General features: G+C 60.1%; 12 protein-coding genes. 11 read left to right on the top strand and 1 reads right to left on the bottom strand.

The genetic code is table 11. The features are described 5' to 3' along the window. The first annotated feature begins 80 nt into the window (after window positions 1-80). The 7 genes from C1Y43_RS03305 (at window position 81) to C1Y43_RS03275 (ending at window position 8,338) form a co-directional block, all read left to right on the top strand. Complete coding sequence (locus C1Y43_RS03305; protein ID WP_233209790.1) at window positions 81-2,309, top strand: DNA internalization-related competence protein ComEC/Rec2; 2,229 nt, start codon at window positions 81-83, stop codon at window positions 2,307-2,309. Window positions 2,310-2,343: 34 nt separating this feature from the next. Then, on the top strand, window positions 2,344-4,092 hold the full coding sequence (msbA, locus tag C1Y43_RS03300; protein ID WP_021508343.1) for a lipid A ABC transporter ATP-binding protein/permease MsbA: 1,749 nt from the start codon (window positions 2,344-2,346) through the stop codon (window positions 4,090-4,092). Then, window positions 4,089-5,090, top strand: coding sequence for a tetraacyldisaccharide 4'-kinase (gene lpxK, locus C1Y43_RS03295; protein WP_104186991.1), 1,002 nt, complete (start codon window positions 4,089-4,091; stop codon window positions 5,088-5,090). The genes msbA and lpxK overlap by 4 nt, the downstream gene beginning before the upstream one ends. A gap of 20 nt (window positions 5,091-5,110) precedes the next feature. Continuing rightward, window positions 5,111-6,328 carry a winged helix-turn-helix domain-containing protein gene (locus tag C1Y43_RS03290; RefSeq protein WP_104186989.1) on the top strand — a complete coding sequence of 406 codons (1,218 nt, stop codon included), beginning with the start codon at window positions 5,111-5,113 and terminating at the stop codon, window positions 6,326-6,328. 78 nt (window positions 6,329-6,406) lie between these two features. Beyond that, complete coding sequence (locus C1Y43_RS03285; protein ID WP_010618270.1) at window positions 6,407-6,589, top strand: Trm112 family protein; 183 nt, start codon at window positions 6,407-6,409, stop codon at window positions 6,587-6,589. Then, window positions 6,586-7,335: a 3-deoxy-manno-octulosonate cytidylyltransferase gene (kdsB, locus tag C1Y43_RS03280; RefSeq protein ID WP_104186987.1), complete on the top strand. Its 750-nt coding sequence runs from the start codon at window positions 6,586-6,588 to the stop codon at window positions 7,333-7,335. Before C1Y43_RS03285 ends, kdsB begins: the two co-directional genes overlap by 4 nt. Window positions 7,336-7,444: 109 nt before the next feature. Next, entirely contained in the window at window positions 7,445-8,338 is an 894-nt protein-coding gene (locus C1Y43_RS03275) for a YcbJ family phosphotransferase (RefSeq protein WP_104186985.1), read from the top strand. Here the strand turns inward: C1Y43_RS03275 and elyC are convergent. Continuing rightward, window positions 8,318-9,103 (bottom strand): envelope biogenesis factor ElyC, encoded by a 786-nt coding sequence (elyC, locus tag C1Y43_RS03270; protein ID WP_104186983.1) that lies wholly within the window; start codon window positions 9,101-9,103, stop codon window positions 8,318-8,320. The genes C1Y43_RS03275 and elyC overlap by 21 nt on opposite strands. 124 nt (window positions 9,104-9,227) lie before the next feature. Here elyC and cmoM point away from each other — a divergent pair, with 124 nt between their 5' ends. From cmoM to mukB, 4 genes are read left to right on the top strand one after another with little or no spacing between them, the layout of a single operon-like run. Further along, entirely contained in the window at window positions 9,228-9,998 is a 771-nt protein-coding gene (gene cmoM, locus C1Y43_RS03265; RefSeq protein WP_104186981.1) for a tRNA uridine 5-oxyacetic acid(34) methyltransferase CmoM, read from the top strand. An 11-nt stretch (window positions 9,999-10,009) separates the two neighbouring features. Then, on the top strand, window positions 10,010-11,332 hold the full coding sequence (mukF, locus tag C1Y43_RS03260) for a chromosome partition protein MukF (protein ID WP_058757757.1): 1,323 nt from the start codon (window positions 10,010-10,012) through the stop codon (window positions 11,330-11,332). Then, window positions 11,313-12,041, top strand: a complete 729-nt coding sequence (mukE, locus tag C1Y43_RS03255; protein ID WP_031279857.1) for a chromosome partition protein MukE — start codon at window positions 11,313-11,315, stop codon at window positions 12,039-12,041. Before mukF ends, mukE begins: the two co-directional genes overlap by 20 nt. Continuing rightward, a complete protein-coding gene (gene mukB, locus C1Y43_RS03250; protein ID WP_104186980.1) occupies window positions 12,038-16,504 on the top strand; it encodes a chromosome partition protein MukB in 4,467 nt (1,488 codons plus the stop codon). Before mukE ends, mukB begins: the two co-directional genes overlap by 4 nt. Window positions 16,505-16,568: the final 64 nt, after the last annotated feature.

The raw sequence follows: 16,568 nt of genomic DNA, 5'->3' as shown, positions 1-16,568 counted from the left end.
GCTTTTGCCTCTGCCAGCGCGCACAATCCGCGGCAATGACAGAAGAGGGCGTGCGCGTGACAATAATAGTGGTAGCCAGAATGATGCTCCTCGCGGCGCTGCCGCTGGGTATGCTGCCGCACATCCCTGCTTACAGCACCATTGTGCTGCTGTTAATAAGCGCACTGTTGCTGGCGTGTACATCAGTAATGCTTTTGCGCTACGCCGGACTGGGCTTGCTGCTGTTGAGCTGGGCACTGATCGAGGCGCGTCAGACGGTCGATACCCTCGAGCAACTGACCATGGCACCGGTGGCGGCCACGCTTCAGATAACTGCAGTGAATCCCGCGAAGAACCAGCTCACGGCGCAGGTAATCCGGGCAGGTGACCGCTACGTCTTTCCACCGTTGTTTGTCACGCTGCGTAATGTCAGCGATGAGGTCGCCTGGTGTGCGGGACAGCGCTGGCAGATGCAGCTGCGGCTACGCGCGGTGCACGCCCGGCTCAACGAGGGCGAATTTGATCTGCAGCGTTTTGCCATTGCTAACCACAGCGCGCTGCAGGGGCGTATTGTCAGCCAGCAGGCTGAGTCTCTGCGCTGCAGCTGGCGGACGCGGTTTATCGATCATCACCTGGCGCGTTTCACCGGGTTAACGCAGCCCGCAATAATACAGGCACTGGCCTTTGGCGTGCGTGATGCGATGACCCCGGCCCAGCGAGCCTTGCTGCGCGAAACCGGTACCGCGCACCTGATGGCCATCTCCGGCATGCATATCACGCTGGCGGCCAGCGTAGGCTGGCTACTGGCGCGCGTCATCCAGTTAGTGTTACCTGCCAGGCAAATCGGCTATCTGATGCCGCTGCTGATCAGCGGGTTAACAGCGGCAGCCTATTGCTGGATCTCCGGCAGTCATCCTCCGGCACAGCGCGCGATGCTGGCGTTAACGCTGTGGCTGGCGACGCGTATAGCTGGCTGGCAGCTGAGCAACTGGCAGGTGTGGACGCTCTGCGTAGGGAGTTTGTTATGGCTTGATCCGCTGACGGTGCTGTCAGAAAGCTTCTGGCTGTCGGCGCTGGCCGTGGCGATGCTGATACTGTGGTTTCAGTGGTTTCCTCTGCCGCCACGTTTCCGTCAGCCGCGTCGCTGGCTCATGCTGCGACTGCTGCACCTGCAATTGGGCATGATGATTCTGATGGCGCCGCTGCAGATCTTTCTGTTCCACGGGCTCAGCCTGAGCGCGCTAGTGGCCAACCTGCTGGCGGTGCCGGTGGTGTCGCTGATTACCGTGCCGCTGATTCTGCTGGCGATGCTGTTGCCGCTGCCTGCAATCGCCGTTCCGCTATGGCAGCTGGCCGATCTGTCGGTCAGCCTGGTGATGCAGGGGCTGGCGTGGCTGCCCGCCGGCTGGTGGCGCTGGAGCGATACGCTGCCGGCGGTGCTGCTGCTCTGGGCCGGGCTGGCGCTGTGGCGCAGCGGCTTGCTTGCGAAGGCGCTGATGCCCTGCTGCGCGCTGTTGCTCTCGCTGTGGTTCTGGCGCAGCAATGCTCAGCAGGACGACTGGCAGATTGACATGATCGATGTCGGACATGGTCTGGCGGTGGCGATCAGCCAGGGAGATGAGGTGATGCTGTATGACAGCGGACCCGGCTGGGCAGAGGACAATGCAGGCGTGCGGGTTTTGTTACCCTGGCTGCACTACACCGGGCGCCAACTGCGAGGAGTGATCCTGAGCCACAAGCATCTCGATCACCGTGGTGGATTAGCCGCGCTGCAACAGGCGCAGCCTGGTCTGCGGGTACGCAGCGCGCTCGGCGAGCCCGGGCATCTGCCGTGCTATCGCGGCCAGCAGTGGCAGTGGGGGCGTTTGCACTTTCACGCGCTATGGCCGCCGCGCGCGCAGACCGCCGGGCAAAATAACGACTCCTGCGTGGTGCGTGTGGATGATGGTCAGTTCAGCCTGTTACTGACCGGGGATATCGAGCTGGAGGCGGAGCGCAAGCTGGTCGCCCTGGAAAAGGGCGGCTTACAGTCCACTGTTATCCAGGTGCCCCATCATGGCAGCCGGAGCTCCTCTGGCCCTTTACTGTTACGGAGTGTTGCCGGGCAGGCGGCGCTGGCTTCGCTGGCGCGCTATAACGCCTGGCGTATGCCCGCCGTCGCCGTGGTCCAGCGTTACCGTGAGCAGGGCTATCGCTGGTATGACACTGCGCAATCAGGCCAGATTCACATCGCGATACGGCAGGGTCGCTGGCAGATTAAGGGGTTAAGAGAGCAAATAATCCCCCGCTGGTATCATCAGTGGTTTGGCGTCAAACGCGATTCCAGGTAGAATGAGCGGCTATTTCAAACAGCGTGAATAAATAATGCATCAAGACAAAGACCTCTCAACGTGGCAGACATTTCGCCGACTCTGGCCGATGATTGCACCGCACAAGGCTGGCCTGATTGTGTCCGCCGTGGCGCTGATACTCAATGCGGCAGGCGACACCCTAATGCTCTCCCTGTTGAAACCTTTACTGGATGATGGTTTCGGCAAAGCCGACAAATCCGTTCTGCTGTGGATGCCGCTGGCGGTTATCGGCCTGATGCTGATCCGCGGCGTAACCAGTTATATCTCCAGTTACTGCATCTCATGGGTCTCCGGCAATGTGGTGATGAACATGCGCCGTCGCCTGTTCGGCCACATGATGGGCATGCCGGTTGCATTCTTTGACCAGCAGTCTACCGGTACGCTGCTGTCGCGGATTACCTACGATTCTGAACAGGTGGCCTCTTCCTCCTCCAGCGCGCTGGTGACGGTGGTACGCGAAGGCGCATCGATCATTGGCCTGTTCATCATGATGTTCTACTACAGCTGGCAGCTGTCACTGATTCTGATCCTGCTGGCGCCGCTGGTCTCTTTTGCCATCCGCACCGTATCCAAGCGCTTCCGCAGCATCAGTAAAAATATGCAGAACACCATGGGGCAGGTAACCACCAGTGCTGAGCAGATGCTGAAAGGGCACAAAGAAGTGCTGATTTTTGGCGGACAGGAAGTGGAAGCCGAGCGTTTCTCGCAGGTGAGCAATAAAATGCGCCAGCAGGGGATGAAACTGGTTTCGGCCTCTTCGATTTCCGATCCGGTGATCCAGCTGATCGCATCGTTGGCGCTGGCTTTTGTGCTGTATGCCGCCAGCTTCCCGAGCGTGATGGATACCCTGACTGCCGGTACCATTACCGTGGTGTTTTCATCGATGATCGCTCTGATGCGTCCGCTGAAATCGCTGACCAACGTCAACGCCCAGTTCCAGCGCGGCATGGCGGCCTGTCAAACGCTGTTCACTATTCTGGATAGCGAGCAGGAGATCGACAACGGCAAGCGCGAAATCACGCGTGCAAAAGGGGATGTTGAATTCCGCAACGTGACCTTTACCTATCCGGGCCGCGACATTCCGGCGCTGCGTGATATTAATCTCACGCTGCCCGCGGGTAAAACCGTGGCGCTGGTGGGCCGTTCCGGCTCGGGTAAATCCACCATGGCCAGTCTGCTGACGCGTTTTTACGATATCAACGAGGGCGAGATTCTGCTGGATGGTCACGACCTGCGGGAATATACCCTGCGCTCGCTGCGTAATCAGGTGGCGCTGGTCTCGCAAAATGTCCATCTGTTCAACGACACCATCGCCAATAACATCGCTTATGCGCGCAACGGTGAATATACCCGCGAGCAAATCGAGCAGGCGGCGACCATGGCGCACGCTATGGACTTCATCAACAAGATGGATAACGGTCTTGATACGGTCATTGGTGAAAATGGCGTGCTACTGTCTGGCGGCCAGCGTCAGCGTATCGCCATTGCTCGTGCGCTGCTGCGTGACTGCCCGATTTTGATTCTCGACGAAGCCACTTCGGCGCTGGATACCGAATCCGAGCGTGCCATCCAGTCGGCGCTGGACGAGCTGCAGAAGAACCGCACGTCGCTGGTGATTGCGCACCGTCTCTCCACCATTGAAAAGGCCGACGAAATCGTGGTGGTCGAGGATGGGCGAATCGTGGAACGCGGTACCCATGAGGTGCTGCTGGCGCAGAAAGGCGCTTACGCGCAGCTGCACAAACTGCAGTTCGGTCAATGATTGAACGTATCTGGAGCGGACGCTCGCCGCTGTGGCTGCTGTTGTGGCCGCTGAGTCTGCTGTATGGCGCTATCACCTGGCTGATTCGCCTAAGCTATCAGCGCGGCTGGCGTACCCGCTGGCGCGCGCCCTGTCCGGTCATTGTCGTTGGCAACCTGACCGCGGGCGGCAACGGTAAAACACCGCTGGTGATTTGGCTGGTGCAGGCGCTGCAACAGCAGGGGCTGCGTCCGGGTGTGGTGTCGCGCGGTTACGGTGGTAAAGCGGAACGCTATCCGCTGCTGGTCAATCAGGATAGCGCGACGGAACAGGCTGGTGATGAACCGGTGCTGATCGCCCAGCGCACTCAGGTGCCGGTGGCAGTGGCACCGCAGCGCCGGCAGGCAATTGAGGCCCTGCTGGCGGCGCATCCGCTGGATGTGATTGTGACGGATGATGGCCTGCAGCACTATGCGCTAGAGCGCGATCGCGAAATCGTGGTGGTGGATGGCGTGCGTCGCTTTGGCAACGGCTGGTGGTTACCGGCCGGACCGATGCGTGAACGCGCATCGCGGCTGGAGCAGGTTGATGCCGTGGTGGTCAACGGGGGCAGCGCACAGGCTGGCGAGATCGCCATGACGCTGCAGCCGGGTCTGGCGGTCAATCTGCTGACCGGCGAACAGGCTGCGCTGACGCAGCTGCCGCCAATTGTCGCGATGGCCGGCATCGGTCATCCGCCGCGTTTCTTCACTACGCTGCAGCAGCAGGGCTTGCAGCCGGTAGCAGAGATTGCCTTTGCCGATCACCACGCTTATAGCGAAGAAGAGTTACGCAGCCTGACTCAGGATGCACAGTGCCTGCTGATGACGGAAAAAGACGCGGTCAAATGCCGCCATTTTGCCCGCGCTAACTGGTGGTATCTGCCGGTGGATGCGCATCTGGCGGGCGCGCCGCTGGCCGCATTGCTGGCCGATCTGACTCAACTCTGTACGGCTGCGCGCGACGCCCGGTCGCGCTAACCATTCAAAGGGACGACGTAATGACCAGCACGCATTCCCTCTCTCTGCAAACCGCCCGCAACCTGCACCTCTCTGCCCAGGGCCTGCTACGCCCGCCGCGCCGTCAGGCGCGTTTTGCCGATATTCACGCCTGTGTGCGGCAGATGTCGCTGCTGCAAATCGATACGATTAATGTGGTCGCGCGCAGTCCGTATCTGGTGCTGTTCAGCCGGCTGGGCGCTTTTCCTGCTGAGTGGCTGGAGCAAACGCTGGCGGCGGGCGCACTGTTTGAATACTGGGCGCATGAAGCCTGTTTTATCCCTTTTGAAGATTATCCGCTGCTGCGTCACCGCATGCTGGCACCGCAGCGCCTGGGCTGGAAATACAATCAGCAATGGGTGGATCAGCATCAGCAGGAGATCGCCGATCTGCTGCAACATATCGCCGCCACCGGTCCGGTTCGCGCCGCTGATTTTGCCAGCGACAAGCACACCAAACCCGGCTGGTGGGCGTGGAAGCCGCACAAGCGACATCTGGAGAACCTGTTTAGCGCCGGTGAACTGATGGTTGTCGGGCGCCGTAACTTCCAGCGCGTCTACGATCTGCGTAGCCGGGTGATGCCGCACTGGCGCGACGAGCAGCATGCGCTGAGCGAGAACGAGGCGGTGATGCAGATGCTGGAGCACAGCGCGCGCAGCCTCGGCATTTTCCGCGCCAGCTGGCTGGCCGATTACTACCGGCTGAAACGTGCGCCCATCGCACTCTGGCTGGCGCAGGCCGCTGAGCAGGGAGTGATTCAGCGCGTCGAGGTTGAGCAACTGGGTGAGATGTGGCTGCACCATACACTGCTGCCGCAACTTGCGCAGCCGCAGGCCGCCACGCACAGCGCGCTGCTGTCACCGTTTGATCCGGTGGTATGGGATCGCCGCCGCGCGCTTGAGTTGTTTAATTTTGATTACCGCATCGAGTGCTATACGCCGGAGCACAAACGTAAATACGGCTACTTTGTCCTGCCGCTGCTGCACCGCGGCGTACTGAAAGGGCGCGTCGATGCCAAAATGGATCGCCAGGCGCAGCGCCTGATTCTGCGAGCCTTCTGGCTGGAGCCCGGCGTGCGGATGAGCCAGCAGTTTCTCGCCGATGTGCATAAAGCCATTAACCGCTTCGCCGCCTGGCAGGGCGCCAGCGAAGTGGTGCTGGAAAACGCGCCTGATGAGCTGCGGGCCGCCTGGTCCACGCGCTGGCACGTCAGCATATAAGCCGATGGCGGCGCGCCGTCCCTGATTGCGCTATGGTATGCTAATCCTCTGACGTATCGGTCCTGAAAGGAGAAAAGTATGGATCACCGTTTACTTGAGATTGTGGCCTGTCCGGTCTGCAACGGAAAACTGTATTACAACAAAGAGCAGCAGGAGTTGATCTGCAAACCCGACGGCCTGGCGTTCCCGGTGCGTGACGGTATTCCGGTATTGCTGGAAGTAGAAGCGCGCACCCTGTCCGTTGAAGAGATTCATCCATGAGTTTCGTGGCGATTATTCCGGCACGCTACGCCTCCACGCGCCTGCCGGGCAAACCGCTGCTGGATATTCACGGTAAACCGATGGTGGTGCACGTGATGGAACGTGCACGCGAGTCCGGCGCCGAGCGGGTGATTGTGGCCACCGATCATCCTGACGTGGCGGCGGCGGTGACCGCTGCCGGCGGGGAAGTCTGCATGACGCGCGCCGACCACCAATCTGGTACCGAGCGTCTGGCCGAGGTGATTGAAAAGTATCAGTTTGCTGACGATACCATCATCGTGAACGTGCAGGGCGACGAGCCAATGATTCCGGCCGAGATTGTGCGTCAGGTTGCGGACAATCTGGCCCAGGCGGATGCCGGCATGGCCACGCTGGCGGTACCGATTCACGAGGCAGAAGAGGCGTTCAATCCCAACGCGGTAAAAGTGGTCACTGATGCCAGCGGCTATGCGCTCTATTTTTCACGTGCGACCATTCCGTGGGATCGCGAACGTTACGCGCAGTCGCGTGAGCAGATTGGCGACACGCTGCTGCGCCACATCGGTATCTATGCCTATCGCGCCGGTTTCATCCGTCGCTATGTGGCATGGCAACCCTGTGCGCTGGAGCAGATCGAGTTGCTGGAGCAGCTGCGCGTGCTGTGGTACGGCGAAAAGATCCACGTGGCGGTAGCGGCCACCGTGCCGAGCGTCGGTGTGGATACGCCTGACGATCTGCTGCGCGTGCGAGAAGCGATGCAGGTATAATCGTCAGCGGCCAGCGACCCGGCTGGCCGCAAAGTTTGATCTGGCGCTAAGTTTCGCGCCGTCATGACCTCCAGGATGGTGCAATGAGTTAACTCCGGAGGACTCTTCCATGGAACAACTCCGTGCAGAACTGGCGCTGGTGCTGGGCGAAGGCGTCAGCCGGCTGGAAACCATCAGCGAACAGGCACAATCGCGTCTTTACGCCCTCTATGATGACCACGGTAAGCCGATGCCGCTGGTGGCCAAATATTTTCGTCATCAGGGACGCGCCGCGCTCGAAGCGAAAAAACTCACCATGCTGGCGCATGAAGGGCTGATTACGCTGCCCACGGTGTACGGCCTGGTTTTGAGTCAGCAACCGCCGGCGCATGAAATGCTGCTGCTGGCGCGCTTAAATGGCGTATCGGCCGAAGCGCCGGCGCGCACGGCAGCGCGCTGGGAGCAGCTGTGTGAACAGATTGTCGAAGGGCTGCTGGCGTGGCACCGCATTGACAGCCATGGCCTGGTCGGCAGCGTTGACAGCGTGCAGGAAAATCGCTGGCCGGCATGGTATCGCCAGCGGGTGGAAGTGCTGTGGTCCACGCTGGGCTATCTGTCGCCCCCTGGATTTACCCACGCCGATCGCCAGATTCTGTTTCGCAGTCGCGAACAGCTGGCGCAGCTGTTTGCCGGCTTTGACGACCCGTGTGTGCTGATGCACGGCAATCTGCGTCTCGCCAGTATGCTGAAAAACCCGCACAGCGATCAGCTGGTGGCGATGACCCAGCCGGGCACCATTTTGTGGGCACCGCGTGAGTATGAGCTGATGCGCCTGGCGGAAAACGGTGCTGAAGCATCGCTGCTGCAGCACTATTTACAGCGTGCGCCGGTGGATGAGGGTTTCGTCTGGCGCCGCTGGCTCTACCAGCTGTGGGATTGCGTTGACACGCTGGTCAGCAGCGGCCAGTTTGACCGGCCGCGCTTTGACCATGCCCGCGCACAGCTACTCCCCTGGCTCGGCTGAAGGTTCGCCACTGCCGCGCAGCCGCTGCCAGATCAGCCCCAGCGTTTCGTACACCGCGCGCTGGCTATGGCTGAGCCACAGCGGCGAGGGCAGTGTGCGATCCCAGACGCTGATCGGTGAGGTGATCGCCAGCTGGTTAGCCGGTGCCGGTAGCGGATTCAGGCCGGCGCTCTGGAAAAAGTGCATGGCGCGTGGCAGATGGTTGGCAGACGTCACCAGCAGAAACGGATGCTGCCCGATGGTCTGCTTCACCGCCAGCGCTTCTTCGCCGGTGTCATGCGGCTGATCCAGCACGATGATGGCATCGTCGGGCACGCCAAGGCTGCGCGCCACCTCAGCGGCAACGCTGGCGTTACTGCGCGGATTGTAGCCCGCAGCGGCACCGGTGAAGATCATTTTGGCCTGAGGATAGCGTCGCCACTGGCGAACGCCTTCGGTCACGCGCGGCAGGCTGTTGTTCAGCAGGTTGGAGCTTGGTGCCCACTGCCGGTTATAGGTGTAACCCCCGCCCAGCACCACGATATAGTCCACCGGCTCGCTGCCATTCCACGTGGCATACTGGTTTTCCAGCGGGGCCAGCAGCCGATCGGCCACCGGTTGCAGGCTCAGCAGTAACAGCATCAGCCAGCTCAATGAGATAAGGATTTTGCCGCTTTTTTGCCAGCGGCTGAACCAGAGCAGTAAAAGTCCTGCCGCCATAAGCGTTAACAGCAATGGCAAAGGCAGTAGCATCGCGCCAATCCATTTTTTTAAGGCAAAAAACATCGAAAACGTCTCCTTTTGTCCGAAAAAACAGCAGCCAGACAGTTACTGCGGCATGAAAGGTTCATTCTTGTCGAGCCTGTGACAAAATAGCACAAGTTGAATGCAGCAAAGCGGAGCCATCACCATGCAGGATCGTAACTTTGACGATCTGGCGGATAAATTCTCGCAAAATATTTATGGCACCCGTAAAGGCCAGGTGCGTCAGGCGATCATCTGGGATGAGCTGAACGCCATTCTGCCGACGCTGCCCGCTGGCCCGCTGGCGGTGCTGGATGCCGGTGGTGGTGTCGGTCAGATCTCCAGCGGTCTTGCTGCGCAGGGACATCAGGTACTGCTGTGCGACCTGTCGGGCGAGATGCTTAAGCTGGCCGCCGCCCATGCGCACAGCGCAGGTGTGAGCCACAACATGCAATTCAAACAAATTAGCGCGCAGCAGGTTGGCGAACATTTGGATAAGCCGGTGGATCTGGTATTGTTTCACGCTGTGCTTGAGTGGGTAGCGGATCCGCTGGCGGTGCTGCAGGCGCTGTGGCATACGCTGAAACCCGGTGGTGTGCTGTCGCTGATGTTTTATAACGCGCACGGCCTGACGTTCCGCACCCTGACGCTCGGCAATTTCGGCTATCTGCGCGCCAACATGAACAAGCGCAAAAAACGCACGCTGTCACCGGATTTCCCCCGCGATCCTGACGATGTACAGCGCTGGCTGACGCAGTGCGGATTTATCACCGAGCAGCGTGCCGGTATCCGCGTGTTCAGTGACTACATGAAGCCGCAGCCCGGCGCCGGGAAGAGCGTTGAGGAAATTATTGAGATGGAACGGCGCTACTGTCGTCAGGAGCCCTTTTTGAGCTTAGGGCGCTATATCCACGTGACTGCGCGCAAACCCAGGTAGAAGGATCAACTATGAGCGAATTTTCCCAGACGGTCCCCGAACTGGTGGCATGGGCGCGCAAGAATGACTTTTCCCTTGCGCTGCCGGTAGAACGTCTGGCGTTTTTGCTGGCCATCGCCACCCTCAACGGGGAGCGCATGGACGGCGAGATGAGTGAAGGTGAGCTGATTGACGCCTTTCGTCACGTCAGCAAAGCGTTTGAACAAACCCACGAAACCGTTCAGGTCCGTGCCAACAACGCCATCAACGACATGGTGCGTCAGCGCCTGCTTAACCGCTTTACCAGCGAGCTGACCGAAGGTCACGCCATCTATCGTCTGACGCCACTGGCGATCGGCATCACCGACTATTACATTCGCCAGCGCGAATTTTCCACGCTGCGCCTGTCGATGCAGCTGTCGATTGTCGCGCAGGAGCTGAAGCGCGCCGCCGACGCCGCCGAGGAAGATGGCGACGAGTTTCACTGGCATCGCAACGTCTTTGCGCCGCTGAAATATTCGGTCGCGGAAATCTTCGACAGCATCGACATGACGCAGCGCCTGATGGATGAACAGCAGCAGGCGGTAAAAAGCGATATCGCCGATCTGCTGAATAAAGACTGGCGCGCGGCCATCTCCAGCTGTGAGCTGCTGCTGTCGGAGACCTCCGGCACGCTGCGTGAACTGCAGGATACGCTGGAAGCGGCAGGCGACAAGCTGCAGGCTAACCTGCTGCGGATTCAGGACGCCACGCTGAGCAGCCCGGATCTGGGCTTTGTCGACAAGCTGGTGTTTGACCTGCAAAACAAGCTTGATCGCATTATCAGCTGGGGCCAGCAGGCTATCGATCTGTGGATCGGTTACGACCGCCACGTGCACAAATTTATTCGTACCGCCATCGACATGGATAAAAACCGCGTGTTCGCGCAGCGTTTACGCCAGTCGGTGCAGAACTATTTCGATCAGCCGTGGGCGCTGACCTACGCCAATGCCGACCGTCTGTATGACATGCGCGATGAAGAGATGACGCTGCGTAACGACGAGGTGATGGGCGAGCTGCCGCCGGAGATGGAGTACGAAGAGTTTAACGAAATCCGCGAGCAGCTGGCGGCGATGATTGAAGAAGCGCTGCAGATTTATAAGCAGCAGCAGAAGCCGCTGCATCTCGCCACGGTGATGCGTGACTATCTGGCGCAGTATCCCCGCGCGCGCCACTTCGACCTCGCACGCATCGTCATCGATCAGGCGGTGCGACTCGGCGTGGCCGAAGCCGATTTAGCCGGTCTGCCTGCGGAATGGCAGACCATCAATGATTACGGAGCCAAGGTGCAGGCACATGTCATCGACAAATATTGAACAAGTGATGCCGGTCAAACTGGCGCTGGCACTGGCAAACCCGATTTTTCCCGCGCTTGATAGCCAGTTACGCGCCGGCCGCCACATTGGTATTGAAGAGCTGGATAATCACGCTTTTCTGATGGATTACCAGCCGTTCTTAGAAGAGTTTTATGCGCGCTACAACGTTGAGCTGATCCGCGCGCCGGAAGGGTTTTTCTATCTGCGTCCGCGCTCAACCACGCTGATCCCGCGCTCGGTGCTGTCCGAGCTCGACATGATGGTGGGTAAAATTCTCTGCTATCTCTACCTGAGCCCGGAGCGGCTGGCCAACGAGGGCATTTTCACCCAGCAGGAGCTGTACGACGAGCTGCTGTCGCTGGCGGATGAAAGCAGGTTGCTGAAGCTGGTTAACCAGCGTTCCACCGGGTCGGACCTGGATCGCGCCAAACTGCAGGAGAAGATGCGTGCGTCGCTCAGCCGTCTGCGCCGTCTCGGCATGGTGTGGTTTATGGGCAACGACAGCAGCAAGTTCCGCATTATGGAGTCCGTCTTCCGCTTTGGTGCGGATGTGCGCAGCGGTGACGACGCACGTGAAGCGCAGCTGCGCCTGATACGTGATGGCGAAGCGATGACGCTGGAGAACGCACCGGTCGCCAGTGAGAGCGACGAGGCAGAAAATGACAGCGAACACGACGCGAGCGAGCGCGCGGAGGATGAACAGGCATGATTGAACGCGGTAAATTTCGATCGCTCACGCTGATCAACTGGAACGGTTTCTTTGCCCGCACCTTTGATCTGGATGAGCTGGTCACCACGCTGTCCGGCGGTAACGGTGCCGGTAAATCGACCACCATGGCGGCGTTTGTTACGGCACTGATCCCGGACTTAACCCTGCTGCATTTCCGTAACACCACCGAAGCCGGTGCCACGTCCGGCTCGCGCGATAAGGGCCTGCACGGCAAACTGCGCGCGGGCGTCTGCTATGCGGTGCTGGACGTGGTCAACTCGCGCCATCAGCGCGTGGTGGCTGGCGTGCGCCTGCAGCAGGTAGCCGGACGCGATAAGAAAGTCGACATCAAGCCGTTCAGTATTCACGGCCTGCCGACCGATACGCTACCAACCGATATGCTGACCGAAATTCTTGGCAGCCGTCAGGCGCGCGTGCTGCCGCTGGCAGAAGTGAAGGAGCGGGTGGAAGCGCAGGAGGGCGTGCAGTTCCGCCAGTTCAGCTCGGTCACGGACTACCACGCCATGATGTTTGAGCTCGGCGTAGTGCCGCGTCGCCTGCGCACCGCCGGCGATCGCAGCAAATTCTACCGTCTGATCGAAGCCTCGCTGTATGGCGGTATCTCCAGCGCCATTACCCGCTCGCTGCGCGACTACCTGCTGCCGGAAAACGGCGGCGTGCGTAAAGCGTTCCAGGATATGGAAGCGGCGCTGCGCGAAAACCGCATGACGCTGGAAGCAATTCGCGTCACGCAGTCGGACCGCGATCTGTTTAAGCATCTGATCTCTGAAGCCACCAGCTACGTTTCTGCCGACTACATGCGCCACGCCAACGAGCGTCGCATCCATCTTGACGGTGCGCTGCAGCTGCGTAACGAGCTGTTCACCAGTCGCAATCAGCTGGCATCGGAACAGTATCGTCACATCGAAATGGCGCGCGAACTCTCTGAGCACAACGGCGCAGAGAGCGATCTGGAAACCGATTATCAGGCGGCGAGCGATCACCTTAATCTGGTCCAGACGGCGATGCGTCAGCAGGAGAAGATCGCGCGTTACGACGCCGATCTGGAAGAGCTGACTTATCGTCTCGAAGAGCAGAATGAAGTGGTGGCCGAAGCGCGTGAGGTGCAGGAAGAGAACGAAGCGCGCGCTGAAGCGGCGGAAATTGAAGTCGACGAGCTGAAAAGCCAGCTGGCCGATTTTCAGCAGGCGCTTGATGTGCAGCAAACCCGCGCCATCCAGTATCAGCAGGCGTTGCAGGCGCTGGAAAAAGCGCGGGCGCAGTGCCAGCTGCCGGACCTCACCATCGACAACGCCGCAGAGTGGCAGGAAACCTTCCAGGCGCGCGAAGAAGAGGCCACCGAACGGCTGCTGCGCCTGGAGCAGAAGCTGAGCGTGGCGGAAGCGGCGCACAGCCAGTTTGAACAGGCGCTGGCGCTGGTCACCAGTATTGCTGGCGAGGTAAGCCGGCAGGATGCGTGGCAGGTCGGGCGCGAATTGCTGCGCGATGCCGCTAACCAGCGCCATCATGCCGAACAGCTCTCTTCGCTGCGTCTGCGTCTCAACGAACTGGAAACCCGCCTGCGCGAGCAGCATGACGCCGAACGTCTGCTGGCCGACTTCTGTAAACGTCAGGGCCAGCATTATGACGCTGACGCGCTGGAAGGCCTGCAGCGTGAACTGGAAGCGCAGATAGAGCAGCTGAACGAAAGCGTGGCCGACGCCGGTGAACGCCGCATGCTGATGCGCCAGGAGCTGGAGCAGCTGCGCGAGCGCATCACTGCGCTGACCGCGCGGGCACCGCACTGGCTGGCGGCGCAGGAGATTCTCACCCAGCTGAGCGAGCAGACCGGCCAGACGCTGAACAGCAGCCAGCAGATCACCGAATATATGCAGCAGCTGCTGGAGCGCGAGCGTGAAACCACCGTTGAGCGTGATGAAGTGGCGGCGTGCAAGCGTGAAGTTGAGCAGCAGATTGCGCGACTCAGCCAGCCGGGCGGCGCGGAAGATGCGCGCCTGACCCAGCTGGCGGAGCGGTTTGGCGGCGTGCTGCTGTCAGAAATTTACGATGACGTGACGCTGGATGATGCGCCGTACTTCTCCGCGCTGTATGGCCCATCGCGTCACGCCATTGTGGTACCGGACCTGTCGCTGGTGCGCGAGATGCTCGACGGCCTTGAAGAGTGTCCGGAAGATCTCTATCTGATCGAAGGCGATCCGCAGTCGTTTGATGACAGCGTCTTTAGCGTCGACGAGCTGGAAAATGCGGTCGTTGTCAAAGTGGCGGAGCGCCAGTGGCGTTATTCGCGCTTCCCGAAAGTGCCGCTGTTTGGTCGCGCGGCGCGGGAAAATCAGCTGGAGCTGTTGAACAATGAGCGCGACCAGCTGGCCGAACGTTTTGCCACGCTGTCATTTGACGTGCAGAAAACCCAGCGTCTGCATCAATCGTTTAGCCGCTTTATCGGCAGCCACCTGGCGGTGGCCTTCGACGAAGATCCGGAAGCGCAGATGCGTCAGCTCAACAGCCGTCGTGGCGAGCTGGAGCGTGCGCTGGCGCAGCACGAGAATGACAATCAGCAGCAGCGTGCCCAGTTCGAGCAGGCAAAAGAGGGTGTGGCGCAGCTCAACCGCCTGCTGCCGCGCGTTAACCTGTTGCTTGACGACTCGCTGGCCGACCGCTGCGAAGAGATTCGTGAGCGGGTGGAAGAAGCCCAGGAAGCCGCGCGCTTCCTGCATCAGCACGGCGCGAAACTCAGCAAACTGGAGCCGCTGGTGGCGGTGCTGCAGAGCGATCCGCAGCAGCACGAACAGCTGACGCGTGATTATCAGCAGGCGCAGCAGCAGCAGCGCGAAGCGCGTCAGCAGGCATTTGCCCTGACCGAAGTGGTGCAGCGCCGCGCGCACTTCAGCTATGAAGATTCGGCTGGCATGCTGACCGGTAACAGCGATCTCAACGAAAAACTGCGCCAGCGTCTGGAGCAGGCAGAAGGCGAACGCAGCCGCGCGCGCGAACGCCTGCGCGAACATCAGGCGCAGCTGACGCAGTATTCCCAGGTGCTGGCATCGCTGAAGAGTTCGTACGACGCCAAGCGCGACATGCTGAAAGAGTTGCAGCAGGAGATGCAGGATATTGGCGTGCACGCCGATGCCAGCGCCGAGGAGCGCGCGCGCAGCCGGCGTGACGAACTCTACACGGCGCTCAGCCACAACCGTGCGCGTCGCAATCAGCTGGAGAAACAGCTCACCTTCTGCGAAGCCGAAATGGATAGCCTGCAGAAGAAACTGCGCAAGCTGGAGCGCGATTATCATCTGATGCGTGAGCAGGTTGTCAGCGCCAAAGCGGGCTGGTGCACCGTGCTGCGCCTGGTGAAAGAGAACGGCGTCGAGCGCCGTCTGCATCGCCGCGAACTGGCTTACCTGAGCGGCGACGAGCTGCGCTCAATGTCGGATAAGGCGCTCGGTGCGCTGCGCCTGGCGGTCGCGGATAATGAACACCTGCGCGATGTGCTGCGCATGTCGGAGGATCCAAAACGGCCGGAGCGCAAGATTCAGTTCTTTATCGCCGTCTATCAGCATCTGCGTGAACGTATCCGTCAGGACATCATTCGTACCGACGATCCGGTTGAAGCTATCGAGCAGATGGAGATTGAGCTGAACCGTCTGACCGAAGAGCTGACGGCGCGTGAGCAGACGCTGGCGATCAGTTCGCGCAGCGCGGCCAATATCATCCGCAAAACCATTCAGCGCGAGCAGAACCGCATCCGTCAGCTGAACCAGGGCTTGCAGGCGGTGAGCTTTGGCCAGGTGCGCAGCGTGCGGCTGAACGTCAACGTACGCGAAACGCACGCCATGCTGCTGGATACGCTGTCGGAAGAGCATGAACAGCATCAGGATCTGTTTACCAGCAATCGCCTCACGTTCTCGGAAGCGCTGGCGAAGCTGTATCAGCGTCTCAATCCGCAGATTGATATGGGCCAGCGCACGGCGCAGACCATCGGTGAAGAGCTGCTCGACTACCGCAACTACCTTGAGATGGAAGTGGAAGTGAACCGCGGCTCAGACGGCTGGCTGCGCGCCGAAAGCGGGGCGCTGTCGACCGGTGAAGCGATCGGTACCGGTATGTCGATTCTGGTGATGGTGGTGCAGAGCTGGGAAGAGGAGTCACGGCGTCTGCGCGGTAAAGATATTTCACCGTGCCGCCTGCTGTTCCTCGATGAAGCCGCGCGTCTTGATGCGCGCTCCATCGCCACGCTGTTCGAACTGTGCGAGCGTCTGGAAATGCAGTTGGTGATCGCCGCGCCGGAGAATATCAGTCCGGAAAAAGGCACCACTTATAAGCTGGTACGTAAAGTCTTTAACAATACGGAGCATGTGCACGTGGTCGGACTGCGCGGTTTCTCCGCCGATCCGACGCCGGTGAAACAGGAAAATCCCGGCGCAGGCGTGGCCACTGAAAATAGCTAGCAGCAAATCTGGTTAAAAATTCAGGCTGCGGTTAATCTGTAAACGGCATCGGCCCTGCGAGGCG

This window comes from Pantoea sp. ICBG 828, from assembly GCF_002928355.1.
GTDB lineage: Bacteria > Pseudomonadota > Gammaproteobacteria > Enterobacterales > Enterobacteriaceae > Pantoea > Pantoea dispersa.
Note: the sequence above shows the minus strand (reverse complement) of the source record. Positions and strands in the feature narration are given on the sequence as shown.